This is a genomic window from Citrobacter sp. CK206, assembly GCF_030333125.1.
Classification (GTDB): domain Bacteria; phylum Pseudomonadota; class Gammaproteobacteria; order Enterobacterales; family Enterobacteriaceae; genus Citrobacter_B; species Citrobacter_B koseri.
Genome location: NZ_JAOWGM010000021.1, coordinates 301,094 through 325,432, shown reverse-complemented (window position 1 = coordinate 325,432; position 24,339 = coordinate 301,094). Strand labels below are relative to the sequence as shown.

Genomic DNA, 24,339 nt, shown 5'->3' with positions numbered 1-24,339 from the left:
GAGGCATTTCACAAGGAGCGCGTTATGAAGCCAGAAAACAAAATTCCCGTTCTCGATCTTATTTCTGCGCAGATGAGGGCCGTCATCAACGTTCATCAGGCGGAGCTGCCGCCGTGGCCTGCGGATGACATTGCGGCGCAGCGCCAGCACTACACCCGCGAGCGCCGGTTCTGGAACGCCGGAGCGCCGCAGATGGCAACGCGGGCGGCGGCGGTTCCCACATCCTACGGCGAGGTCGCCACGCGTCTGTATTATCCACAGCACAACAGCAGGGCAACGCTGTTTTATCTGCACGGCGGCGGATTTATTCTCGGCAATCTGGATACCCACGACCGCATTATGCGGCTGCTGGCGAGCTATACGCGGTGTACGGTCGTCGGCATCGACTATACGCTCTCTCCCGAGGCGCGTTTCCCACAGGCGATTGAGGAGACCGTCGCGGCATGTCGGTTCTTTCATCAACGCGCCGATGAATACGCATTGAACATGGCGCAAATCGGTTTTGCCGGGGATTCCGCAGGCGCTATGCTGGCGCTCGCCAGCGCGCTGTGGCTGCGCGATAAGCAGATTGTATGCGGGAGCGTGGTCGCCACGCTGCTGTGGTATGGTCTCTACGGGTTACAGGATTCGCCCAGTCGCCGTTTGTTTGGCGGAGAATGGGACGGCTTAACCCGTCAGGATCTGGAGAGGTATGAAAACGCCTATCTGCGTGACGAGCAGGATCGCGAATCCCCCTGGTATTGCCTGTTCAATAACGATCTGACCCGCAATGTGCCGCCCTGCTTTATTGCCGGCGCGGAGTTCGATCCGTTACTTGATGACAGCCGTCTGCTGCACCAGACGCTCCAGGCGCATAATCAGCCCAGTGAGTACCGGATGTACCCCGGCACGCTGCACGCCTTCCTGCACTATTCACGCATGATGAAAACCGCTGACGATGCGCTACAGGATGGCGCGCGTTTCTTTATGGCGCAGTTAAAATAGCCTCAGAGGTACGGTGCGGTCAGCTTCAGCATCATATCGATGTGTTCCGGCGCGGCATTGAGCGCCGGAATGTATTCGTATTTTTTACCGCCCGCCTCAAGGAAGATTTCCCGGTTTTGCAACGCGATCTCCTCCAGCGTTTCCAGACAATCCGCCGCAAAACCCGGACACATCACCTGAATATGCCCGGTGCCTTTTTCGCCCAGCATTTTCAGCGTTTCGTCAGTATACGGCGTCAGCCACGGCTCGCGGCCAAAGCGCGACTGGAAGGTCATCATCACTTTTTCTGGCGCCAGGCCAAGCGCGGAGACCAGCTCACGGGTAGTATCGCGACAGCGTTGCGGGTAGTCGTCGCCTTCGTCAGCGTAACGCTGCGGGATGCCGTGATACGAGAGCAGCAGCAAGTCCGGCTCGCCATGTTGGGCAAACGAGGCACGGGCGCTATTTGCCAGGGCGGTGATATAGCTATTGTCATCAGCGTAGTCACGAATAAACGAGACGCCTGGAATACTGCGTTTACGCGCCAGAATACGCGCCAGTTCGTCCCAGACGGCCGCCACCGTCGAACAGGAGTATTGTGGGTAGAGCGGCAGCACCACGATGTGATCGACGTGGTTCGCCAGCAGTTCATCGACCGCGCTTTCCAGCGACGGCGAACCGTAGCTCATCCCCAGCGCAACGGGCGTATCCGGGAGACGCTCTGCCAGCGCCTGCTGTTGCTCCCTGCTGTAAACCAGCAACGGCGATCCGCCTTCCTGCCAGATAGACTGGTACAGTTTTGCGACACGCGGCGCGCGCAGCGGCAAAATTACACCACGCAAAAGCGGCCACCACAGCAGGCGGGAAGTATCCACCACGCGCTCATCGCTTAAAAATTGCTTCAGATAGCGTTTAACCGCTTCAGGAGTTGGGGCATCGGGAGTGCCGAGGTTAGCCAGCAGGATACCGGTTTTCGTCTGACGCATTACCGCCTCTTATTGATTCAAATTGTTGATAATTGTAGCGGAAAAGCGAGGAAGAAGAACTAATTGCTGCGAGAGGTAAGATGAGAATTTGCCTGATGGCGCTACGCTTATCAGGCCTACAAGAAAATCGTAGGCCGTAGGCCCGATAAGCGTAGCGCCATCGGGCAATTTACGGATTAACCGAGGATTTTTTCAAGGTCGGCACGCACATCGGCAACGGCCTGAGTACCGTCCACTTTCGCGTATTTAGTGTTACCCGCTTCCGCTTCTTTCTGGTAGTAACCAATCAGCGGCGCAGTCATCTGATGGTATTCCACCAGACGCTTACGAACGGTCTCTTCCTGATCGTCTTTACGGGTGGTCAGCTCTTCGCCGGTCACATCATCCTTGCCTTCCACTTTCGGCGGATTGAATTTGATGTGATAAACACGGCCAGACGCCGCGTGCACGCGACGGCCCACGATGCGGTCAACGATCAGCTCGTCCGGTACGTCGAATTCGAGAACATAGTCAACCGCAATGCCCGCTTCTTTCATGGCGTCGGCCTGCGGAATTGTACGCGGGAAGCCGTCCAGCAGGAAACCGTTGCGGCAATCGTCCTGCGCGATACGCTCTTTTACCAGCGCAATCACCAGCTCATCGGTCACCAGCTTGCCGGCGTCCATGATGTCTTTCGCTTGTTTACCCAGCTCGGAGCCAGATTTCACGGCGGCACGCAGCATGTCGCCAGTGGAGATTTGCACAATACCATATTTCTCCATGATGAACTGAGCCTGAGTTCCTTTACCCGCGCCCGGAGCGCCAAGCAGAATGATACGCATTACGAAAATCCCCTTAAAGGTTGTCGATATTTTTTAAAAAAGCGCTAAACGATACCACCATCACGCAATTCGCTCAAGGAAGGCGCCCTGCGCTGAAACGGTTAACGGCGGGAAAATGAAGAAAAAGAGAGGATAAAATAAAAAATGCCCGATGGCACTGCGCTTATCGGGCCTACATAAGCAACCTGCTCGTAGGCCGGATAAGCATTAGCGCCATCCGGCATGACGCGGTGCCGATTAAGACACCAGCAACTGGTTCATACGACGGATAAACTGGTTCGGATCTTCCAGCGTACCGCGTTCGGCAAACAGCGCCTGATCCAACAACAGCTCTACCCATTCGTTAAACTGCGCTTCGTCCTGGGTATCCGCCGTGCGTTTCACCAGTACGTGATCCGGGTTAAGTTCAAAGATGTATTTCACTTCCGGCACGGCCTGACCGGCAGCGGCAAACAGCTTCGCCATCTGGGTACTCATCTCGTCAGCGTCGGTGGTGACAATGGCCGGAGTATCGGTCAGACGATGCGTCAGACGCACCTCTTTCACACGATCGCCCAGCAGGGTTTTCACGCGCTCAACGAACGGCGTCAGCGCTTTTTCCGCTTCTTTTGCGCTTTCATCGACTTCATCCGCCAGTTTTTCCAGCGATTCGTCAACTTTAGACACGGACTGGAACGCCTTACCATCGAACTCGGTCAAGTAATTCATCATCCACTCATCAATGCGATCGGAAAGCAGCAGCACTTCGATGCCTTTCTTACGCAGCAGCTCCAGGTGCGGGCTGCTCTTCGCCGCCGCGTAGCTGTCTGCCGTGATGTAGTAGATCTTCTCCTGCCCTTCTTTCATGCGGGAGATATAGTCTTCCAGAGAGACGGTTTGTGCGGAAGAGTCCGTATGCGTTGAGGCAAAGCGCATCAGTTTCGCGATGGCTTCCTGGTTGGCATGATCTTCCGCCGGGCCTTCTTTCAGCACCAGACCAAACTGTTTCCAGAAGGTCTGGTATTTTTCCGCATCGTCTTTCGCCAGTTTTTCCAGCATTTGCAGAACACGTTTGGTCAACGCGCTGCGCAGGTTGCGGGTAACGGTGCTGTCCTGAAGGATTTCGCGGGAAACGTTCAGCGGCAGATCGTTGGAATCAATCAGACCACGCACGAAGCGCAGATAGTTCGGCATAAACTGCTCGGCGTCGTCCATGATAAAGACGCGCTGTACGTACAGTTTCAGCCCATGTTTGTGATCGCGGTTCCACATATCCCACGGCGCCTGAGACGGGATGTACAGCAGGCTGGTGTACTCCTGCTTACCTTCCACGCGGTTGTGGCTCCAGGTCAGCGGGTCGGTGAAGTCGTGAGCAATGTGCTTGTAGAACTCGTTATACTCGTCGTCTTTGATTTCTGACTTGTTACGCGTCCACAACGCCTGCGCCTTGTTGATTTTCTCCCAGGAGACGATCGTTTCACCGTCTTTTTCTTCCTGTTTTTCAATCTCTACCGGCAGCGCGATATGGTCGGAATATTTGCTGATGATGGAGCGTACGCGCCAGTCATCAAGGAACTCGTCTTCGCCTTCACGCAGGTGCAGGGTGATTTCCGTACCGCGATCGTCTTTAGTGATATCCGCGACGGTGTACTCACCTTCGCCCGCCGATTCCCAGAACACGCCGTTTTCCGGCTTATCGCCCGCCGCGCGGGTACGCACGGTCACTTTATCCGCGACGATAAACGCAGAGTAGAAGCCGACCCCGAACTGGCCGATCAACTGGCTGTCTTTCGCCTGATCGGAACCCATTGATTCGAGGAAAGATTTAGTGCCGGATTTCGCAATGGTTCCCAGATGATCGATAACGTCATCACGGTTCATCCCCACGCCATTATCGGCGATGGTCAGCGTACGCTTATCTTTATCGAAGGAGACACGCACGCGCAGCTCGCCGTCGCCTTCATACAGATCCGGGTTCGACAGCGCGCGAAAACGCAGCTTGTCCGCCGCATCTGAGGCGTTAGAGATAAGCTCACGCAGGAAAATTTCTTTATTGGAGTACAGAGAATGGATCATCAGGTGCAGAAGCTGTTTTACTTCTGACTGAAAACCACGAGTTTCTTGTCCTTTCATTGGATAAATACCTCAACAATGCCATTTACAAGGTCAAAATGCGTTGAGGGAGAGATGGGGACGGGAAATGAGTTTTCAAGCGGGAGAACGCGAATGTTCTCCCGTTTGATTAAAAACGAATCTTATGACGCCCGGCAAGCGAGTGGGACAGCGTGGTGCCATCGACCATTTCCAGTTCGCCGCCCACCGGTACGCCGTGGGCGATACGGCTGGCTTCAACGCCATACTGCGCACAAAGTTCGGCAATATAGTTCGCGGTAGCCTCCCCTTCGACCGTCGGGTTGGTCGCGAGGATCACTTCGCTGAGCTGTTCTGACGCCAGACGCTGCTCCAGACGATCGAGACCGATATCGTCCGGCCCGATGCCGTCGAGCGGCGACAGATGCCCCATCAGCACGAAGTAGCGGCCAGAGAATTGCCCGGTCTGCTCAATGGCGTAGATGTCCGCCGGACTCTCCACCACGCAGATTTGACCGTTTTCCTGACGACGCGGATTCGAACAGATATTACACACGTCCTGCTCAGTGAAGGTGCGGCAATCGGCACAGTGGCCGATTTCCGACATCGCCCGGGTGAGCGCTTGCGCCAGACGCATCCCGCCGCTGCGGTCACGCTGAAGCAGCGTAAACGCCATGCGCTGCGCTGACTTCGGGCCAACGCCCGGCAGACAGCGCAGTGCTTCCATAAGCTGAGTTAACAGCGGGCTGGTTTGCATCAGAACGGCATCTTAAAGCCAGGCGGCAGTTGCATACCGGAGGAGACAGACGCCATCTTCTCTTTCTGGGTCTCTTCAATGCGACGCGCCGCATCGTTGAACGCCGCAGCGACCAGATCTTCCAGCATCTCTTTGTCGTCTTCCAGCAGGCTTGGGTCGATTTCCACGCGACGGCAGTTGTGCGCACCGTTAATGGTCACTTTCACCAGACCTGCGCCAGACTCGCCGGTGACTTCCAGTTTGGCGATTTCTTCCTGCATCTGCTGCATTTTTTCTTGCATCTGCTGGGCTTGCTTCATCAGGTTGCCCAGACCGCCTTTTCCAAACATAAGCTCTCTCTCTTGATGGTTTACAATCGCAAGCCGGGCTTACGATCAAATGGGGCGAATACTCTCTTCATCCAGATCCGCGTCAAAGAATCGACGCAGCGTCTGAATGTTGTTATCCGCGATAATCGACTCACGCGCCTGCGCAAGTTTTTCTTCATAAATCGCCTGACGCCACTCCAGCGGCGTTCGCACCGCCGGATTATCATCTTCAACGATGGTCAGTTCAACCGTCGTTCCCGTCAGGGCGCTCAATGCTTCCGCCAGCTTTTGCTGCGCGCCAGTGGAGTTAAGGTGTCGCTGCGTGGAGCGCAGATGCAGGCAAATGGTATTGCCGTTCTCCTCTTTCCAGGCGTTTAACGCCACCTGTTCCACCAACTTCGGCAGGGAGAGCTGGCTAATTTGTGCCGCCCACGGATCGCGTTCAGTCGCTTCCGCGGCCAGTTTGGTCGCCAGTTCCGGTGTTTTTTCATGCTCCAGCGCCTTTTTCAGCGCTTTCGGCGTGGCCACAACCTCTTTTACTTCCACCACCGGATTGGTCGCCTTCCAGCGGTAGGCTTCTTTCTTCGTCGGCGTCTGTTCCAGCGCAGACGGCGCCGGACGCGCCTGAACGCGTTCAGAGACAGAGGCTAATCTTTCCAGCGCAGCGTTATTTACCGGCCGCGCGCGGGAAGCGGCTGCCGGTTCACTCTTTTTTGTTTTGGTTGCTCCCTGAGCACGCTGAAGCTGGTTGCGCGCCGCCAGCACCTGGCTGGTGGCATCGGGCAACGGCACCTCCTGGCGTACCGGAGCGGATTGTTGTGAAGGCACCTGCGTCGGCGTCATCACCGCCGTTGGCGCGGCCGGCGCAAAAGATTGCTGCGGTCTTTCCGGTTCCGGCAGCGGCATACGTGGGTGGAATGCCAGCGCGCGTAATAGCGTCATTTCAACGCCCATCCGTCTGTCCGGGGCATAGGGCAACTCTTTGCGGCCAATCAACAGCGTCTGGTAATAAAGCTGTATGTCCGCTGGCGGCACGGTTCGCGCCAGTTCACGCATGCGCTGCTCAATCGCAGCCATATCGTTACCCAGCGCGGCAGGCGACAGCTGCACCATCGCAATGCGGTGCAACAGCCCCAGCATTTCGATCAGCAGCGCTTCCCACTCAATACCGCGCGCGGCGGCATCATTCACCAGCGACATCACGCGCTCGCCATTGGCGGCAACCACCGCCTCGACCAGCGAAAGCGCCTGGTCATCATCCAGCGTGCCGAGCATCGCACTCACCGCCTGGGTGGAGACCTGCCCGTCACCGCTGGCGATCGCCTGGTCGGTCAGGCTTAACGCATCGCGCAGGCTGCCGTCCGCTGCGCGGGAGAGCAGTTGCAGCGCGCGCGGCTCATGCGCGATATGTTCTTCGTTAAGGATATGCTCAAGCTGATGGCGAATTTGTTCGACATCCAGCGCCTTGAGATGGAATTGCAGGCAGCGCGACAAGATCGTCACCGGCAGCTTCTGCGGATCGGTGGTCGCCAGCAGAAACTTGACGTGCGCGGGCGGTTCTTCGAGCGTTTTAAGCAACGCGTTGAAGCTGTGCCGCGAGAGCATATGCACTTCGTCGATCAGATAGACCTTAAACCGGCCGCGCGCGGGCGCGTACTGGACGTTGTCCAGCAGGTCGCGGGTATCTTCCACTTTGGTGCGCGACGCGGCGTCGATCTCAATCAGATCGACAAAACGCCCCTGCTCGATTTCCCGGCAGTTGTCACATACGCCGCACGGCGTGGCGGTGATGCCGGTTTCACAGTTCAGTCCCTTCGCCAGCAGACGGGCGATGGAGGTTTTACCGACGCCACGGGTGCCGGAAAAAAGATATGCGTGATGAATACGCCCTAACGACAAGCCGTTCGCCAGTGCGGTCAGCACATGTTCCTGGCCGACGACGTCAGCAAAGGTTTGTGGGCGCCATTTTCGGGCTAAGACCTGATAACTCATTGGCTGGCTCTGAAACGCTGGAAGGTGGATTCATGGGGGGAATGCTAACACAACCTCGCAAATACAGCGAGGTTGTGAGGCTTTATTCGCGACGCTCACCCTTTTGAGCCGCCGCAAGCGGCGTTCAAAACGCAAATGTGTTTTGTCGGGCACTGGCCGGAACCAAAGTGGCGAATAAGCTAGCCTGAATCAGTGCCCCGGGAAGGGAACCAGGCTATAACAGGTAATCCCCTGTTTTGCCAGACGCTGCTCACCACCCAGATCGAACAGATTGATGATGAAAGCGGCATCGGTCACTTCCCCACCCAGACGACGGATCAGCTTCACAGTCGCTTCGATTGTGCCACCGGTCGCCAGGAGATCGTCCACCACCAGCACTTTATCGCCCGGTTTGATGGCATCAACGTGGATTTCCAGCTGATCGGTGCCGTACTCCAGCTCATAGCTTTCAGCGATCGTTTCACGCGGCAGTTTGCGCGGTTTACGCACCGGAACAAACCCGACGCCCAGGCCCAGCGCGACCGGCGCACCAAACAGGAAGCCACGCGCTTCGGTGCCGACAACTTTGGTGATGCCTGCATTTTTGTATCGTTCAACCAGCAACTCAATGCTGAGCGCATAGGCTTTCGGGTCTTCCAGCAAGCTGGTGACATCACGGAAAAGAATGCCCGGTTTCGGGTAATCGTGAATGCTTTTAATGCTATTTTTGAGAAACTCAAGCTGCTGTGCAGTCGCGGTCATGGATATATGCCTGCTATTACGGTGTTACTCACGGCGCGAATTAAGGGGGTCAAAGTAACGATTGTTTAACCTTTAACCGTCTGCGCCTGTGCTCGAAAACGGTCGAATTTACTGGCTGCGTAAGACAATTGCAACAGCGATTATTGCGCTTCAGTGCTTTTGTTGCTTTTCATCAATCACCGGTATCCGCCACATAAAAATCAACAGGCAGGCCAGGATCGCCAGCAGCAGTATTCGTACCCACATCATATGCACCAGCCAAAGCGAGATACCGAATGTAATCAATATCAATGCAATAGCGCGTGGTTTCGCCCCCGGCGGCATCGCGCGATGCTTTTGCCAGTGACGCAAATAGCCGCCAAACCAGGAGCGGTAAAGCAGCCAGTCATGAAAGCGCGGCGACGAACGGGCAAAACACCAGGCCGCCAGTAAAATAAACGGCGTAGTAGGCAATAGCGGCAACACGACGCCCAGCGTCCCTAACACTACCGCCAGCCAGCCAATGATGATTAAAATAGTACGTTTCATAATGACAGTACGTAGCACACAAGGCTGCTACTGTAGCATAACAGTTATCATTTTCATCGGAGTGTTACATTGAAAACCGCCATGCTGTTACACAGGCTGGAAAGCCAGCTCGCCAGTCTGCGCCAGCAGAGCGCGCCGCTGGCACAGCATGCGACGCTCAGCGCACGCTTTGACAGGCATCTTTTTCGCACCCGCAGCACGCTATTGAAGGCGTATCTGGATGAAGCCGGAACCAACCTTGACGCGTTGCGCCATGCGGTTGAACAACAGACGCTGCCGCAGATTGCCTGGCTGGCGGAACGCCTGGTTTCACAGATTGAGGCGATAACACGAGAAACCGCGACCTGGTCGCTCAGGGAGTGGGACAGCGCCTCCCCGGGGCTGGCGCGCTGGCAACGTAAACGCGTAAAACATCAGGAGTTTGAGCGTCGTCTGCTGGAAATGACCGAGGAGCGTAAAGCCCGTCTGGCACAGGTCACCGGCTTCACCGAGCAGCAGGCGCTGCACCGGGAAATCGAGGCGTTTGAAGGCCGTCTGGCGCGCTGTCGTCATGCGCTGGAAAAAATAGAGCGCGTACTGGCGCGCCTGACCCGTTAACCACTGGAGAAAATATGTCGCTTGAGAATGCCCCGGACGACGTCAAACTGGCCGTCGATCTGATCGTCCTGCTTGAAGAGAATCAGCTGCCCGCGCAAACCGTGCTACGCGCGCTGGAAATTGTGAAGCGTGATTATGAAAACAAACTAAAAAACGCGGAAGACGCCTCGCAAAGCGATTAAAAGGGAGCTGGTGCGTCCTCACCGTCAATGTCAGAGTCTGCGTCGGGACACAATGACGACGGACAGTTCATGGAACGACTTTCAACCACGCCGCATAATGCGGTATTTCGGCAACTGCTGACGCAAAAAGCGATCGCGCGGGATTTTTTACAGATCCATTTACCTGACACCTTTCTTCGCATCTGCAATCTGGATTCCCTGACGCTGGAGTCAGGAAGTTTTGTCGAAGAGAACTTACGGGCCAGCTATTCAGACATCCTCTATTCCCTGCAAACTACGCATGGACCAGGCTACGTTTATGCGCTGATTGAGCATCAAAGCAAACCCGATAAATTCATGGCGTTTCGCCTGATGCGTTATGCCATCGCCGCCATGCAGCGGCATCTTGATGCCGGGCACGACACGCTGCCGTTAGTGGTTCCCTTACTGTTCTACCACGGATCAATTAGTCCGTGGCCCTACAGCCTGAACTGGCAGAATATGTTTTGTGAGCCCGCGCTTGCCAATAGCCTTTACAGCAATGAATTTGCGCTGGTGGACCTGACCGTAATGCCGGATAATCAGATCATGCGGCATCGGCGAATGGCGATGCTGGAGTTGCTGCAAAAGCATATACGCCGACGCGATCTGGCCGAATTACAGGATCAATTAATCACGCTATTAACGCAGGAACACCTGACCCGTAGCCAAATCAGCGTGCTGATACACTATATGTTGCAGGTTGGGAATACCACGGACCCCGGCGCGTTGATCCGCAAACTGGCCAGCTGCGCCCCCCAGTATAAGGAGCAACTGATGAGCATTGCCGAATGGCTGGAAGAGAAAGGCAGAGCAGACGGCCTGCAAAAAGGAATGCAACAGGGAATGCAGCAAGGACGGCAAAAGGGCTTAGAAGAAGGTCGTCAGGCCGAAGCGCGCAGCATCGCTCTCAAAATGCTCGACAGCGGTCTGGCCCCCGATCTGATCACCCACCTAACCGGACTCTCGCCAGAAGAGCTGTCTGCGCTCTCCCATTAGAGACACTCAGGGCGGCCTGGCCGCCCTGAACAGAACTTAGCCCACCGACGGCGTCGGATCGTCGCCTTTGATTTCGCGTTTAACTTCCGTCACTTCGTCACCTTTCTCATTGCGCAGATGCACTTCAAGCTGGTTAAAAGCGATGTCGATGTTATTTTCACGACACAAACGATCGATGGTCCGGTTCAGCTCATCCACCGTATGGCTGCGATCGCGCAGTTCACGCACGTACAGACGCAGTTCATGATCGAGCGTACTGGCGCCAAACGTGGTAAAGAACACCGCAGGTTCTGGCTCACGCATCACTTTCGGGTGCTCCGTCGCCGCCTGCAACAGCACTTTTTTCACTTTGTCCAGATCCGAGCCATAGGCGACACCAAGGCGGATCACCAGCCGGGTGGTGGTGTCGGACAGCGACCAGTTGATCAATCGTTCGGTCACGAAGGCTTTGTTCGGAATGATCACCTCTTTACGATCGAAGTCGGTAATGGTGGTCGCACGAATACGGATCTTGCTGACCGTCCCGGAGAAGGTGCCGATAGTCACCGTATCGCCAATGCGTACCGGGCGTTCAAACAGGATAATAATGCCAGAGACGAAGTTACCGAAAATCTCCTGCAAGCCGAAACCAAGACCGACCGATAACGCCGCCGCCAGCCACTGTAGTTTGTCCCACGATACGCCAAGCGATCCGAATACCGTCATCGCGCCAACGGCAATGATGATGTAGTTGAGGATCGTGGTGATCGCATACGAAGCCCCCTGGCGCATTTTCAGTCTGGAAAGTACCAGAACTTCCAGCAGGCCAGGTAAGTTACGGATCAGCGCCCAGGCCACCATTGACACAATAATGGCAAACAGCAGGCTGCCCATCGTAACGTTTTTAACCACCGCGGCGCCCGCTTCCGTGCCGTTGTAGTGCCAGAGCGTGATGCTGTCGAGATAGCTGAACACGGTGATCAGATCGGACCAAATCGCCCAAAACATCACCCCGAACAGGGCAATCATCAGCAGCATGGTGATGCGCAGCGTTTGCTGGTTAACCTGTTCCAGCGCAATGGTCGGTTCTTCCTGCGGCTCCGCGCCTTCCGCCCCCTCTTTCACCAGATTCTGACGACGCGCCAGCGCACGGCGCCAGGCAATACGACGCGCCGCGACGCTCAGGCCGCGTAACACGGTCTGATACAGCAGGTTCCAGATAATCACCAGATAGACGGTTTCAATCCAGCGCCCGGACAGGCGTAGCGTGGTATAGAAATAGCCCGTCGCGGTCAACACCATCAACGCGACGGGAATGATAGAGAGCACGGTAATCGTGATCAAACGTAAACCATGCGACTCCTTATCACGCCAGCTATCGCGGCACATTGGCCACACCAGCAGAGTAATAAGCAGAAGGTTGAGGAAAATCACCACCTGCCCCAGCACATCGTCCATCAGATGCAGCGGAGAAAGTTCAGCGACCACCGACCAGAAATGCAGCGGCAGTAGCGCCAGACTGATGCGCACAATCTGACGGCGCCAGTGGCTGGTCAATTTCGCCGGCATGCCGAAGTGCCGAATGGCAACGCCCTCTTTCTCCAGCACCTTCCAGCACAGACCGAATACCAGCCAGAACAACGCCAGCTTTTTACTGAACGCCCATAACAGGTCGCTAATATTCAACTGCATGGTGAGGAGGATCAGCCCCACCGCAAGGATTATCAGACAAACCGGCAAGGCGCGAATCAGATCGATGAAAATCGCTTTCGGCGTATTGAGCTGGCTGTCGTTACGCAATGATCCCACCGCAGCCGCCAGCTTCTCCTGGTACGCTTTAAGCCATTTCAGTCGCCAGCGAATCACCCCGGCGATCAGCAGCAAAGGCAGCCCCGCGAGGAATGCGATGAATACCGCAGGCCAGGCCTTTTCCCAGTTCACCGTAATTTTCATCGACCTGAACTGATCTTTCAGCGTTTGCGGGAAGGCTTTAATCCAGTCCCAGTCCATCGGGCGGTTACTGTTAACCCAAAAGATTTGCTGAGTCAGGATCTCTTTAAGGTTTTTCGAGACGCTCATCAGCTGCTGTTGATTGATTTGCAGGTTAATGGCCATCATCAGCTGATTGCCCAGTTGCTTATTCAACTGATCCAGTAATTCCCTGCGCATATCAACCACTTGCAGCAGCGCATCATGCACTTCGTCATTAACCTCGTCAGTGTGCCCTTCTTCCAGTTTGGCCACAAAGGCGTCGTTCTGGAACAAAGCGTCACGCTGCTGGTTAACTTCAAACTGCTCCAGACGCAAATCCGCAATCCGGTTGGTCATATCGACAAGTTCATCTGCCGACGGCAGCGTTTGCTGCTGCTGATACAAGATACGCGACAACAGCAAACTGCCTCTCAGCACCGCAATCTGCTCTTTGATATTGCGCTCTGATTGCAGCGCGCGATCAAGCCAGTTTTTGACTTTGATGTTCTGCTGCATGAGCGCGTTGCCGTTTTCGGTTGCCGTGATCAGGCGCTGGCTCAGTTGATGATTGACATCCAGCTCCTGCTTCACAAGAGGGTTAGCCTGAATACGCGCCGTTTCATCCGGCGAGATCGCCTCCTGCGCCGTCTTCTCGGTTAGCGTCAGACGTTTGCTGTTGACCGCTTCCTGCAAAAGCTGGAGCTGGTGTTCCAGTCGATTGGTGTTCGCCGTGACGTAATCGCGCTGCTTTTGCAGAGTATCCTGCAAAACTGTATTGCCTTCCAGACTTTTGCGCTGCTGATCGATTTGCGCGTTAAGCAACGCCTGTTGCGCCTGTAGCAGAGCCTGTTGACTCGGGCGCAATGCGCCATCCCCGACACTGGTGCCGTCCAGTCGATTACGGATTTGCTGCATTTGCTGCGACGCGGTATACATCGCATTTTGCACACGCTCAGGCTGCGTCTGGAGCGAAACCAGCTGACTATTGTAAGTCGCCAGATCGTTTTGCGAGTTCTGCAAATCATCCAGCACCTGCGCAACCCGAAGTTCCAACTGGCGCAGCGAAAGCGTGCTCAACGTTTTTCGCGTTTCGTCGTCATTATCCACATCGCTGAGGGCATTCAGCGCGTCCGTCGCCTGACGCATTTTTTCCGGCGCCTGCGCGACTTTCTGACGTAATTGCGTGGTCTCCTCTTTTACCCGATCGATTTTATCAAGCGTGGCGAGCGTATCGATGAGATCCTGCTGGACCAGTTTATCCAGCGCCGAGAGGTCTTTCTGTTTACCCAGCGCATCCAGCTGGCTTTGCACGTCTGCTTTCGACGGCAGATCGCCATTCGTTTGCGCACGGGCAAACGCCGACGACTGACCGCACAGCAATAACACAAAGAAAATGATTGAGATAAAAACAAGATGCGATGAACGTTTATAGAGCTGCAACATAGTCATGGGAGTGAAGGTTTCTGAACCGGAAGAATGACCGGAAATAGTCAAGCCGCAAGAATATCACGGCGGTGACGGACAGAATAGCGGAACGGAAAATGTCCAGGATAATTCCTGGAATGATATCAGGGGCTTTCTAGGACAGGCGCCGCTCTCAGCGTCGGGCAAAGCAGATACATTTCCAACAAGATGGCGACGTAATCTCGCGCTTCTTTTTTCAGATCAAAGGATTGCGGCGCAAAGAGCCAGTTTTCCATGATGCCGGAAATATAGCCGCGCATTAATATTGCCGCACGACGCGTCATCAGGTTTCCCGGGAGCATTTTTGCTTTAATACAATGTGTTAGAGTTTGTTCAATGCGATCATAGCTTTCCACGCAGATGCTTCGCTGCGCCTGTTGCACTACCGCCATTTCACCCACGAATTCGCATTTGTGGAATATAATTTCCATCAATAAACGTCGGCGCTCTTCCGTCACGGTTGCTTCAAGAAGATGGACTAAAATTTCTCTTAATACTGATAGTGGATCGTCGGGGAATTTTGCCTGATACTCAATCTCAAGCTCACCAATATTGGATTCTGATAGCTCCCAGATTTCACTGAATAAATCCGACTTGTTTTTGAAGTGCCAATAGATTGCACCGCGTGTGACGCCAGCGGCTTTTGCAATCTCCGCGAGCGAAGTGGATGATACCCCTTGTCGCGAGAACAAACGCAGAGCTACATCCAGGATGTGTTGCCGAGTTTCCTGTGCTTGTTGTTTGGTTTTTCGTGCCATATGTCGGTGAATTTACAGGCGTTAGATTTACATACATTTGTGGATGTATGTACCATAGCACGACGATAATATAAACGCAGCAATGGGTTTGTGGACTTTTGACCATTGATCAATTTGAAATCGGACACTCGAGGTTTACATATGAACAAAAACAGAGGGTTTACGCCTCTGGCGGTCGTTCTGATGCTCTCAGGCAGCTTAGCGCTAACAGGATGTGACGACAAACAGGCCCAACAAGGTGGTCAGCAGATGCCAGAAGTTGGGGTTGTGACGCTCAAAACTGAACCTCTACAGATCACTACTGAACTCCCGGGTCGCACCAATGCATACCGTATTGCGGAAGTTCGTCCTCAGGTAAGCGGAATTATCCTGAAACGTAACTTTACGGAAGGCGGCGACATTGAAGCGGGTGTGTCTCTCTATCAGATTGATCCTGCGACTTACCAGGCGGCTTACGAAAGCGCCAAAGGCGATCTCGCTAAAGCGCAGGCGGCTGCAAATATCGCTCAGTTAACGGTTAAACGTTATCAGAAACTGTTGGGTACGAAATACATCAGCCAACAAGACTACGATAGCGCGCTGGCAGATGCGCAACAGGCGAATGCGTCTGTTGTGGCGGCAAAAGCGGCCGTTGAAACCGCACGCATTAATCTGGCGTATACCAAAGTGACCTCCCCGATTAACGGCCGTATCGGTAAATCATCCGTAACGGAAGGCGCGCTGGTACAAAACGGCCAGGCTACCGCCCTCGCGACAGTACAGCAACTCGACCCGATCTATGTGGATGTAACGCAGTCAAGCAACGACTTCCTGCGCCTGAAACAGGAGCTGGCGAGCGGCAAACTGAAGCAAGAGAACGGCAAAGCGAAAGTCGAGCTGGTCACCAGCGACGGCATTACCTATCCGCAATCCGGTACGCTTGAGTTTTCTGACGTCACCGTCGACCAAACCACCGGATCTATTACGTTACGCGCAATCTTCCCTAACCCGGACCATACCTTACTGCCTGGTATGTTTGTTCGCGCACGTCTGGAAGAAGGCACCAATCCTGATGCATTGCTGGTTCCCCAGCAGGGCGTTACCCGTACGCCACGCGGTGATGCCAGTGCGTTGGTTGTCGGCGCCGATGACAAAGTGGAAACCCGTCAGATCGTCGCAAACCAGGCGATTGGCGATAAGTGGTTAGTCACTGATGGACTCAAATCGGGCGATCGCGTGATTGTTACCGGGCTGCAAAAAGTGCGTCCTGGCGCGCAGGTTAAAGCGCAGGAAGTCACCGCGGATAATGAACAGCAAGCCGCAAGCGCTAACCCGTCTGAACAGTCTAAGTCTTAACTTAAACAGGAGCCGTTAAGACATGCCTAATTTCTTTATCGATCGCCCTATATTTGCGTGGGTGATCGCCATTATCATCATGTTGGCAGGGGGCCTCGCGATCCTCAAACTGCCGGTAGCGCAATATCCAACGATTGCGCCGCCCGCAGTGACGATCTCCGCGACTTACCCTGGCGCTGATGCGAAAACCGTGCAGGACACGGTGACGCAGGTTATCGAACAGAACATGAACGGTATCGATAACCTGATGTACATGTCCTCAAACAGTGACTCCACGGGTACCGTGCAGATCACTCTGACCTTCGAATCCGGTACGGATGCAGATATCGCGCAGGTTCAGGTGCAGAACAAACTGCAACTGGCCATGCCGCTGCTTCCTCAGGAGGTTCAACAGCAGGGTGTGAGCGTTGAGAAATCATCCAGCAGCTTCCTGATGGTTGTGGGCGTCATTAACACCGACGGCACCATGACCCAGGAGGATATATCTGACTACGTTGCGGCGAACATGAAAGACGCCATCAGCCGTACGTCAGGTGTGGGTGACGTGCAGCTGTTTGGTTCGCAGTACGCGATGCGTATCTGGATGGACCCAACGAAGCTGAACAACTTCCAGCTCACGCCAGTGGATGTGATTAACGCGATCAAAGCGCAGAACGCCCAGGTTGCGGCCGGTCAGCTTGGCGGTACGCCGCCAGTGAAAGGCCAGCAACTGAACGCCTCCATCATCGCACAAACGCGTCTGACCTCTACGGAAGAGTTCGGTAAAATTCTGCTGAAAGTGAACCAGGACGGCTCCCAGGTTCGCCTGCGCGATGTAGCAAGAATTGAACTGGGCGGTGAGAACTACGACATCATTGCGAAGTTCAACGGACAGCCTGCGTCTGGTCTGGGGATCAAACTGGCGACCGGTGCGAACGCGCTGGATACCGCAAACGCCATCCGTGCAGAACTGAAGAAGATGGAACCGTTCTTCCCGTCAGGGATGAAGATCGTTTACCCGTATGACACCACCCCGTTCGTGACGATCTCCATTCACGAAGTGGTGAAAACGCTGGTAGAAGCCATCATCCTCGTGTTCCTGGTCATGTACCTGTTCCTGCAAAACTTCCGCGCGACGTTGATTCCGACAATCGCGGTGCCGGTGGTGCTGTTGGGGACATTCGCCGTGCTTTCGGCGTTCGGTTTCTCGATAAACACGCTAACAATGTTCGGGATGGTGCTCGCCATCGGTCTGTTGGTGGATGACGCCATCGTGGTGGTAGAGAACGTTGAGCGTGTAATGTCCGAAGAAGGATTGCCGCCGAAAGAAGCCACGCGAAAATCAATGGGCCAGATTCAGGGCGCGCTGGTGGGTATCGCGATGGTGCTGTCAGCGGTATTTATCCCGATGGCCTTCTTCGGCGGGTCTACAGGGGCTATTTATCGTCAGTTCTCCATCACCATTGTGTCCGCAATGGCGCTGTCAGTGCTGGTGGCATTGATCCTGACGCCAGCCCTGTGCGCCACCATGCTTAAGCCGGTTGCCAAAGGCAGCCACGGGTCAACCAAAGGTTTCTTTGGCTGGTTCAACAACATGTTCGAGAAGAGCACGCACCACTACACCGACAGCGTAGGCAACATCCTGCGCAGCACCGGTCGTTATCTGCTGCTCTATCTGATCATCGTTGTCGGCATGGCTTACCTGTTCGTTCGTCTGCCAAGCTCCTTCTTGCCGGACGAGGACCAGGGGGTCTTCCTGAGCATGGCGCAGCTGCCAGCGGGCGCAACCCAGGAGCGTACGCAGAAAGTTCTCGATGAGATGACCGACTATTATCTCACCAAAGAGAAAGATAACGTTGAATCCGTCTTTGCGGTTAACGGCTTTGGTTTTGCTGGTCGTGGTCAGAACACCGGTATCGCGTTCGTCTCGTTGAAAGACTGGGCCGACCGTCCGGGGGATGAGAATAAAGTCGATGCGATCACCGGTCGCGCGATGGGCGCATTCTCCCAGATTAAAGATGCGATGGTGTTCGCCTTTAACCTGCCAGCGATTGTCGAACTGGGTACGGCAACGGGCTTCGACTTCCAGTTGATTGACCAGGGTGGCCTCGGTCATGAAAAACTGACGCAGGCGCGTAACCAGCTATTTGGCGAAGTGGCAAAACACCCGGATCTGCTGGTCGGCGTTCGTCCGAACGGTCTGGAAGATACGCCGCAGTTCAAGGTCGATATCGATCAGGAAAAAGCGCAGGCGCTGGGTGTTTCCATTAGCGATATTAACACGACGCTGGGCGCAGCATGGGGCGGCAGCTATGTGAACGACTTCATCGACCGTGGTCGTGTGAAGAAAGTTTACGTCATGTCTGAAGCGAAATACCGTATGTTGCCGGAAGATATCGGAAACTGGTATGTGCGCGGTAGCGATGGTCAGATGGTGCCGTTCTCGGCCTTCTCCTCCTCGCGCTGGGAATACGGTTCACCTCGTCTGGAACGCTATAACGGTCTGCCTTCAATGGAAATCCTCGGCCAGGCGGCACCAGGTAAGAGTACCGGTGAAGCAATGGCGATGATGGAAGAGCTGGCAAGCAAACTGCCATCCGGCATCGGCTACGACTGGACCGGGATGTCTTATCAGGAACGACTGTCCGGCAACCAGGCGCCTGCCCTGTACGCCATTTCACTGATCGTGGTCTTCCTGTGTCTGGCGGCGCTGTATGAGAGCTGGTCTATTCCGTTCTCCGTTATGCTGGTGGTGCCGCTCGGGGTTATCGGCGCGCTGTTGGCGGCAACCTTCCGTGGCCTGACCAACGACGTTTACTTCCAGGTGGGCCTGCTCACAACCATTGGGTTGTCGGCGAAGAACGCGATACTTATCGTCGAATTCGCCAAAGACTTAATGGATAAAGAAGGCAAAGGTCTGATAGAAGCAACGCTGGAAGCGGTACGTATGCGTTTACGCCCGATCCTGATGACGTCTCTGGCGTTTATCCTCGGTGTTATGCCGCTGGTTATCAGCTCTGGCGCAGGTTCCGGCGCGCAGAATGCTGTGGGCACCGGCGTAATGGGCGGGATGGTCACCGCAACGGTTCTGGCTATCTTCTTCGTTCCGGTCTTCTTTGTGGTGGTACGCCGCCGCTTTAGCCGCAAGAGCGAAGACATTGAGCACAGCCATTCGGTAGAGCATCATTGATTCATCTCCTGTGAAAAGGCCGCGCAAGCGGCCTTTTTTCTGGATAAAAATCATAAAAAGCGCTTATTGTTAGTTTGTTTATTCACCGTAGAATAAATAAGACATATAATCCCCAGCGTGCTAAAGGCTATTCTTAGAGAGTCTGGTCATTTCTTATTTTTTCCGTTAATTAAGAAATCATTAAGATTATTCCTGGTATATCGTGAGTGTAACAGCCTTCTTAACAATCGTTGTTAGCACAAATGACGATAACTCAATGATTGCAAAAACAATAAAAAGATCGCCTCATTTCAGGCATCGTCTTTTACGGTTAAAATGTAAAATTGCGTTGGGGCAACATACTTTTACCTAATTGTAATTTTTCGTAATAGGACGATGAAATCTTTTTTAGAGTGGATTATAGTTAAAACATCAGGAGAAGAGCGCAAGTTCCAGGTCAGTTAGTTGTATCCATCCCGAAAGGTGTTCGGTTAGTTCAAGCCACTAAGAAGGGGATGCGTTATGGATGAGTACTCACCCAAAAGACATGATATCGCACAGCTTAAATTTCTCTGTGAAACCCTGTATCATGACTGTCTTGCAAACCTTGAAGAAAGCAACCACGGTTGGGTTAATGACCCTACTTCGGCAATCAATCTTCAGCTCAATGAACTGATAGAGCATATTGCAACCTTCGCACTTAATTATAAAATTAAGTATAATGAGGACAATAAGCTGATTGCACAGATAGATGAATATCTGGATGACACCTTTATGTTGTTCAGCAGTTACGGCATTAATGCGCAGGATCTGCAAAAATGGCGAAAATCAGGAAACCGCCTGTTTCGCTGCTTCGTCAATGCCACAAGGGCGAATCCTGTTAGCTTGTCATGTTAAAAATTATTACAATCATAGGTAAGATTTATGTCCGATAAACCATTAACGAAAACAGATTATTTGATGCGTTTACGACGCTGCCAGACAATAGACACGCTGGAACGTGTAATAGAGAAAAATAAATATGAATTGTCTGACAATGAATTGGCTGTATTTTACTCAGCAGCAGATCACCGTCTTGCAGAATTGACGATGAATAAGCTCTACGACAAGATTCCCACCTCCGTGTGGAAATTCATTCGCTAATTTTTGCATAACGCTATGGAGAATACGTTCGTTCTGCCTGACCGAGGGTTTCCCTGTATTTACCGTTAATTCCTATTTTACGTCTCGTGATTTAGATCACATCAAGGCAACGGGAACGTTCCCTTAAAAGGCGTTGCGCTTTACTGTACTGCGGCAGTTAATCCACAAACAGAAGAGTGCATAATGAGCGAAGAAAAGCAGAAGATGATTGCCGGTGAGTTATATTGCCCGGCCGATGAGACATTGCGCAACGACCGCCTGCGGGCGCGCCAGTTGCTTCATCGATACAACCACTCCGCACCGGACGAGAAGAATGCGCGACAGGCTATTCTGAGCGACCTGCTAGGCCAGAGCGACGGTGCGTATATTGAACCCTCCTTCCGCTGTGATTACGGTTACAATATTTACCTCGGCAAAGCATTTTACGCTAACTTCGACTGTGTGATGCTGGATGTCTGCCCGATTCATATCGGCGACAATTGTATGCTCGCACCTGGCGTGCATATCTATACGGCGACGCACCCGCTGGATGCCACAGAACGCAACAGCGGTAGGGAACTGGGTAAACCTGTAACCATCGGGAATAATGTCTGGATCGGCGGTCGCGCCGTGATTAACCCTGGCGTCACCATTGGCGACAACGCCGTTATCGCATCAGGCGCCGTCGTGACCAAAAGCGTTCCGGCCAACGTTGTGGTCGGTGGAAATCCCGCGCGAATCATTAAAACGCTGTAAAGCGAATTGTAACTGTTATGATAAATTGTGGTTAATCTGTTACTTTTTTCATGAAGTTCGCCCTTCTAAAATGGGCTGTTCCCTGAATGTTACAGAAATCACAAAGGCAAATGATGACAGAAATACAGCGCCTGCTGACGGAAACGATTGACGATCTCAATGCTCGCGAGAAACGCGACAACAGACCGCGTTTCAGTATTAGTTTTATTCGCAAACATCCGGGGCTGTTTATTGGCATGTATATCGCCTGGTTTGCCACGCTGGCTGTCATGCTGCAATCAGACACGCTGGTGGATTCAGTGTGGCTGCTGGTCGTATTATTCGTCCTGTTGAATGGTTTTTTCTTTTTTGATGTCGCCCCGCGTTATCGCTACGAGGATATCGACGTGCTGGATTTCAGGGTTTGCTATAACGGAGAATGGTATAACACGCGCTTCGTTCCCCCTGCGCTGATCCACGCTATTCTTCAGTCACCGCATGTTGGCAGCGACCAGAAAGCACAATTACAGAAGATGATAACGCGTAAAGGCGAACTCTCTTTCTACGATGTTTTCACGCTCACTCGCACAGAAACAAGCCACTAGTTTTCTCACTGTTGCAGATGTAAAAAGTGCGTACCGTCCCTGGCACGCACTGTAGTCCCTGCAATGTTGGCAAATCATTAACGTCTTTTTTTACGACCCTGCACCGCTTTAAAACGTGGATTGGATTTGCAGATCACATATAAACGCCCTTTGCGTTTAACTATCTGGCAGTCCGGGTGCCGCTGCTTTGCGCTACGCAATGAATTCAGTACCTGCATCTTATCCTCGCTTAGCGCCAATAAAATTTCCGAAACGTTTCTGGAAACGTGCTGCGCTGCCTTCGTTATCAAAGGTTTTTTGTTTTCCGGTGTAATAAGGGTGTGATTTAGAAGACACCTCAATGGTGACATACGGATAGGTCACGCCCTCAAGCTCAATCTCACGCTCGGTTTTGATCGTTGACCCCACCTTAAAGTATTCATTCGCACTGGTATCGTGGAACACCACGGTGCGATAGGCAGGATGGATATTCGGTTTCATGACAGCCTCAATATTATGTTATAACGTAACAATAAAATACGCCGCAAATTGCCGCTTTTCAACCCTCATAATGATGTGGTTATCCTTCAATATTGTACGTTTTAAGTCGAAACAAGCCCTTATTGAGCCAGAAAGAGCAAAAGCAGTTAGAATAACGTGATTAAACGAAGGGCTTTTTTACGTTCAGATATACTCGCCATATGCTGCATCAATAAGGATATCACCGTGACAACACGACATTTGGTCAGCCTGGTCACAGGGGTGCTCATTCTGTCTGTCCTTGCCCCTGTGGGATTAAGCCTCTGGCTCGCTCATCGCCAGGTTGAAAAGAAATTTATTGAGGAACTTAACGTCTATTCATCACGCGTAGCCTTACGCGCTGACAAAGTTGCCTCCCAGAGCAAACTGGCGTTAGGCCAGCTAAACGCCTTTCGCGGTACGCCTTGTAGTAATGCGCATTTACTGACAATGCGCCGAATATCTTACAGTCTGCGCTACATTCAGGAAGTGCTATATCTCGACCAAAATATGCCTGTTTGCTCATCGCTGGAGCAAAAAAGCGCCCCCTTCGTTTTCCCCAAACCGGAAAAGATCACCCAGGACGGCTACCGCATATGGCTTACCTCGCAAAATGATTTAGGGCTCAAGCGCTTTATGGTCGCTGTGGGTAAAGGACACTATGTGGTCATGATGGACCCCGCCTCCTTCATTGATGTGATCCCATTTAGTTCATGGCATATTGATGCCGCTATTATTGGCGAAGCAAATAACATCGTGGCCGCCAGTAGCAATCGGCTCGATCCCGACATTATTCGACAATTGCAGCAGTCGCCCGGTCAATACCGGGAAGATCGCAACAGTGTCTACACGATTCAGCGCTCTCCTGAAATGAACATCGCCATCGTGACCTGGGCCTCCACGCTGCCGCTACAAAAGAACTGGTATCGCCAGGCTTTTACCTGGCTGCCGCTGGGGATGATGGCGAGCCTGCTGGCGGCGGCGTTTATTCTGCGCATTCTTCGCCGCTTACAATCACCACGCCACCGTTTACTGGACGCCATCCATAACCGTGATATTAAGGTGCATTATCAGCCGATTATTTCGCTGAGTAGCGGGAAGATAGCAGGCGCGGAAGCGCTGGCTCGCTGGCCGCAAACCGACGGCAGCTACCTTTCGCCGGAAATGTTTATTCCCCTCGCAGAACAAACGGGGCTTTCCGAACCGCTCACCCACCTGATTTTAGAGACCGTTTTTGAGGAGATGGGAACATGGCTGCGACAACACCCTGAGCAGCACATTTCTATCAATATTGAGGCAACGACCCTTGCGTCAGAGAAACTTCCGGTACATCTCAGCCAGTTGCTTAACCGGAGTCAGATTTCACCGTCGCAAATCGCGCTGGAGCTGACCGAGCGTGAGTTTGCCGATCCCAAAACCAGCGCGCCAGTCATTGCCAGATACCGCAAAGCTGGTCACGCGATTTATCTTGATGACTTTGGCACTGGCTATTCCAGTCTTTGCTACTTACAGAATCTGGACGTGGATATTCTGAAGATCGACAAGTCCTTTGTTGATGCGCTGGCCTACAAAAATGTGACGCCGCATATTATTGAAATGGCGAAAACGCTGAAGCTGAAAATGGTGGCGGAAGGTATTGAAACGACGCATCAGGAGGACTGGTTACGCCAGCACGGCGTGCAGTATGGTCAGGGATGGCTTTACAGCAAAGCGCTGCCCGCCGCAGAATTTATTTTGTGGGCGGAAAAACGGATTTAGAATG

The 24,339-nt window shown here is 53.3% G+C and carries 23 protein-coding genes and 1 other annotated feature; of the genes, 11 read left to right on the top strand and 12 right to left on the bottom strand.

Features of this window, described 5'->3' with window-relative positions; all coding sequences use genetic code 11:
- Nucleotides 1–24: 24 nt before the first annotated feature.
- Complete coding sequence (aes, locus tag OGX81_RS04600) at nucleotides 25–984, top strand: acetyl esterase (RefSeq protein ID WP_104868980.1); 960 nt, start codon at nucleotides 25–27, stop codon at nucleotides 982–984.
- A 2-nt stretch (nucleotides 985–986) separates the two neighbouring features.
- On the opposite strand, the gene hemH is transcribed toward aes, so the two are convergent.
- The 8 genes from hemH to OGX81_RS04560 form a co-directional block, all read right to left on the bottom strand.
- Complete coding sequence (hemH, locus tag OGX81_RS04595; protein WP_047458399.1) at nucleotides 987–1,949, bottom strand: ferrochelatase; 963 nt, start codon at nucleotides 1,947–1,949, stop codon at nucleotides 987–989.
- Between the two features lie 176 nt (nucleotides 1,950–2,125).
- Entirely contained in the window at nucleotides 2,126–2,770 is a 645-nt protein-coding gene (gene adk, locus OGX81_RS04590; RefSeq protein ID WP_012133500.1) for an adenylate kinase, read from the bottom strand.
- A gap of 237 nt (nucleotides 2,771–3,007) precedes the next feature.
- A complete protein-coding gene (htpG, locus tag OGX81_RS04585; RefSeq protein ID WP_012133501.1) occupies nucleotides 3,008–4,882 on the bottom strand; it encodes a molecular chaperone HtpG in 1,875 nt (624 codons plus the stop codon).
- Nucleotides 4,883–4,991: 109 nt separating this feature from the next.
- Nucleotides 4,992–5,597: a recombination mediator RecR gene (recR, locus tag OGX81_RS04580; RefSeq protein WP_012133502.1), complete on the bottom strand. Its 606-nt coding sequence runs from the start codon at nucleotides 5,595–5,597 to the stop codon at nucleotides 4,992–4,994.
- Nucleotides 5,597–5,926 (bottom strand): YbaB/EbfC family nucleoid-associated protein, encoded by a 330-nt coding sequence (locus tag OGX81_RS04575; protein WP_001515903.1) that lies wholly within the window; start codon nucleotides 5,924–5,926, stop codon nucleotides 5,597–5,599. The genes recR and OGX81_RS04575 overlap by 1 nt, the downstream gene beginning before the upstream one ends.
- A 45-nt stretch (nucleotides 5,927–5,971) precedes the next feature.
- Nucleotides 5,972–7,897 (bottom strand): DNA polymerase III subunit gamma/tau, encoded by a 1,926-nt coding sequence (gene dnaX / locus OGX81_RS04570; protein WP_104868981.1) that lies wholly within the window; start codon nucleotides 7,895–7,897, stop codon nucleotides 5,972–5,974.
- Nucleotides 6,575–6,639: a sequence feature (DnaX frameshifting element), on the bottom strand. (Overlaps the previous gene by 65 nt.)
- 189 nt (nucleotides 7,898–8,086) lie before the next feature.
- On the bottom strand, nucleotides 8,087–8,638 hold the full coding sequence (gene apt / locus OGX81_RS04565; protein ID WP_012133504.1) for an adenine phosphoribosyltransferase: 552 nt from the start codon (nucleotides 8,636–8,638) through the stop codon (nucleotides 8,087–8,089).
- A 150-nt stretch (nucleotides 8,639–8,788) separates the two neighbouring features.
- Nucleotides 8,789–9,166, bottom strand: coding sequence for a DUF454 family protein (locus OGX81_RS04560; protein ID WP_012133505.1), 378 nt, complete (start codon nucleotides 9,164–9,166; stop codon nucleotides 8,789–8,791).
- 69 nt (nucleotides 9,167–9,235) lie between these two features.
- On the opposite strand from OGX81_RS04560, the gene priC reads away from it, so the two are divergent.
- The 3 genes from priC (at nucleotide 9,236) to OGX81_RS04545 (ending at nucleotide 10,962) form a co-directional block, all read left to right on the top strand.
- Entirely contained in the window at nucleotides 9,236–9,763 is a 528-nt protein-coding gene (gene priC, locus OGX81_RS04555) for a primosomal replication protein N'' (protein WP_024130585.1), read from the top strand.
- A gap of 14 nt (nucleotides 9,764–9,777) precedes the next feature.
- Nucleotides 9,778–9,945, top strand: a complete 168-nt coding sequence (gene rsmS / locus OGX81_RS04550; protein ID WP_012133507.1) for a pleiotropic regulatory protein RsmS — start codon at nucleotides 9,778–9,780, stop codon at nucleotides 9,943–9,945.
- A gap of 69 nt (nucleotides 9,946–10,014) precedes the next feature.
- Nucleotides 10,015–10,962, top strand: coding sequence for an Rpn family recombination-promoting nuclease/putative transposase (locus OGX81_RS04545; protein ID WP_104868982.1), 948 nt, complete (start codon nucleotides 10,015–10,017; stop codon nucleotides 10,960–10,962).
- A gap of 36 nt (nucleotides 10,963–10,998) precedes the next feature.
- Here the strand turns inward: OGX81_RS04545 and mscK are convergent, their stop codons facing one another.
- Nucleotides 10,999–14,361, bottom strand: a complete 3,363-nt coding sequence (gene mscK, locus OGX81_RS04540) for a mechanosensitive channel MscK (protein WP_047458417.1) — start codon at nucleotides 14,359–14,361, stop codon at nucleotides 10,999–11,001.
- Between the two features lie 119 nt (nucleotides 14,362–14,480).
- Entirely contained in the window at nucleotides 14,481–15,134 is a 654-nt protein-coding gene (acrR, locus tag OGX81_RS04535) for a multidrug efflux transporter transcriptional repressor AcrR (RefSeq protein WP_058668709.1), read from the bottom strand.
- Nucleotides 15,135–15,275: 141 nt separating this feature from the next.
- Here acrR and acrA point away from each other — a divergent pair, with 141 nt between their 5' ends.
- From acrA to OGX81_RS04505, 6 genes are all read left to right on the top strand, one after another.
- Entirely contained in the window at nucleotides 15,276–16,469 is a 1,194-nt protein-coding gene (gene acrA / locus OGX81_RS04530) for a multidrug efflux RND transporter periplasmic adaptor subunit AcrA (RefSeq protein ID WP_047458420.1), read from the top strand.
- 22 nt (nucleotides 16,470–16,491) lie between these two features.
- Nucleotides 16,492–19,638, top strand: a complete 3,147-nt coding sequence (gene acrB, locus OGX81_RS04525) for an efflux RND transporter permease AcrB (RefSeq protein WP_012133513.1) — start codon at nucleotides 16,492–16,494, stop codon at nucleotides 19,636–19,638.
- Between the two features lie 501 nt (nucleotides 19,639–20,139).
- Nucleotides 20,140–20,514 (top strand): Hha toxicity modulator TomB, encoded by a 375-nt coding sequence (tomB, locus tag OGX81_RS04520; RefSeq protein WP_012133514.1) that lies wholly within the window; start codon nucleotides 20,140–20,142, stop codon nucleotides 20,512–20,514.
- A 27-nt stretch (nucleotides 20,515–20,541) separates the two neighbouring features.
- Nucleotides 20,542–20,760: a hemolysin expression-modulating protein Hha gene (gene hha, locus OGX81_RS04515; protein WP_002892050.1), complete on the top strand. Its 219-nt coding sequence runs from the start codon at nucleotides 20,542–20,544 to the stop codon at nucleotides 20,758–20,760.
- Nucleotides 20,761–20,943: 183 nt separating this feature from the next.
- Nucleotides 20,944–21,495: a maltose O-acetyltransferase gene (gene maa / locus OGX81_RS04510; protein ID WP_049009805.1), complete on the top strand. Its 552-nt coding sequence runs from the start codon at nucleotides 20,944–20,946 to the stop codon at nucleotides 21,493–21,495.
- 113 nt (nucleotides 21,496–21,608) lie between these two features.
- Nucleotides 21,609–22,079, top strand: coding sequence for a YlaC family protein (locus OGX81_RS04505; RefSeq protein WP_024130587.1), 471 nt, complete (start codon nucleotides 21,609–21,611; stop codon nucleotides 22,077–22,079).
- 77 nt (nucleotides 22,080–22,156) lie between these two features.
- On the opposite strand, the gene ykgO is transcribed toward OGX81_RS04505, so the two are convergent.
- Nucleotides 22,157–22,297 carry a type B 50S ribosomal protein L36 gene (ykgO, locus tag OGX81_RS04500; RefSeq protein ID WP_003859006.1) on the bottom strand — a complete coding sequence of 47 codons (141 nt, stop codon included), beginning with the start codon at nucleotides 22,295–22,297 and terminating at the stop codon, nucleotides 22,157–22,159.
- Nucleotide 22,298: 1 nt separating this feature from the next.
- Nucleotides 22,299–22,559, bottom strand: coding sequence for a type B 50S ribosomal protein L31 (locus OGX81_RS04495; protein WP_012133519.1), 261 nt, complete (start codon nucleotides 22,557–22,559; stop codon nucleotides 22,299–22,301).
- Nucleotides 22,560–22,784: 225 nt separating this feature from the next.
- Here OGX81_RS04495 and pdeB point away from each other — a divergent pair, with 225 nt between their 5' ends.
- Complete coding sequence (gene pdeB / locus OGX81_RS04490; RefSeq protein WP_058668708.1) at nucleotides 22,785–24,335, top strand: cyclic di-3',5'-guanosine monophosphate phosphodiesterase PdeB; 1,551 nt, start codon at nucleotides 22,785–22,787, stop codon at nucleotides 24,333–24,335.
- Nucleotides 24,336–24,339: the final 4 nt, after the last annotated feature.